This is a genomic window from Trebonia kvetii (assembly GCF_007827045.1).
Lineage (GTDB): Bacteria > Actinomycetota > Actinomycetes > Streptosporangiales > Streptosporangiaceae > Trebonia > Trebonia kvetii.
In genome coordinates this window covers 1-471 of sequence record NZ_RPFW01000037.1, presented here as the reverse complement: position 1 = coordinate 471, position 471 = coordinate 1, and the positions used below count along the sequence as shown (strand labels likewise).

The window sequence follows — 471 nt, the reverse complement described above, 5'->3', positions numbered from 1 at the left end:
CCAGGATGGTCTCGCCAGGGAGCAGCGAGACAGACAGAGATCCCAGGAACACCACCGCTGCGGCCGACAGGTGTGGCGCTGGTATGCGGGGAGGAGGGGATAAAAGAGAGAGGAAGGAAGGAGGGAAAGAAGGAGAGGAAAGGGAGGGCGAGTGGAAAGGGGGTAGGAGGAAAGGGGGAGAGACAGAGTGGAAGGGTGGAAAAGGGAGGAAAGAGGAGAGGAAGGAGGAGAGCGGAGGAAAAAGAACGGGGAGAGGAGAGAGGAAGGGAAGAAGGAAGGGAGAGGGAGGGAGAGGGAGAGGAAGAGGAAGGAGGAAAAGAAGAAGGAGAGGAAGAGGAGGGGAAAGGAGGAGGGGGAGAGGGAGAAGAGGGGAAGAGGAGGGAGGAAGGAGGAAAGAAGGAGAAGAGGGAAGAAGGAAGGAGGGAGGGGAAGGAAAGGGGGAGGAAGAGGAGGGAAAAAGGGAAAGAGGGG

Annotated in this window: 1 protein-coding gene; it reads left to right on the top strand. The window is 58.4% G+C overall.

Annotated elements, in window-relative coordinates:
• Positions 1 to 72 precede the first annotated feature (72 nt).
• A partial coding sequence (locus EAS64_RS42850; RefSeq protein ID WP_222850049.1) for a hypothetical protein occupies positions 73 to 471 on the top strand: 399 nt, incomplete at its 3' end.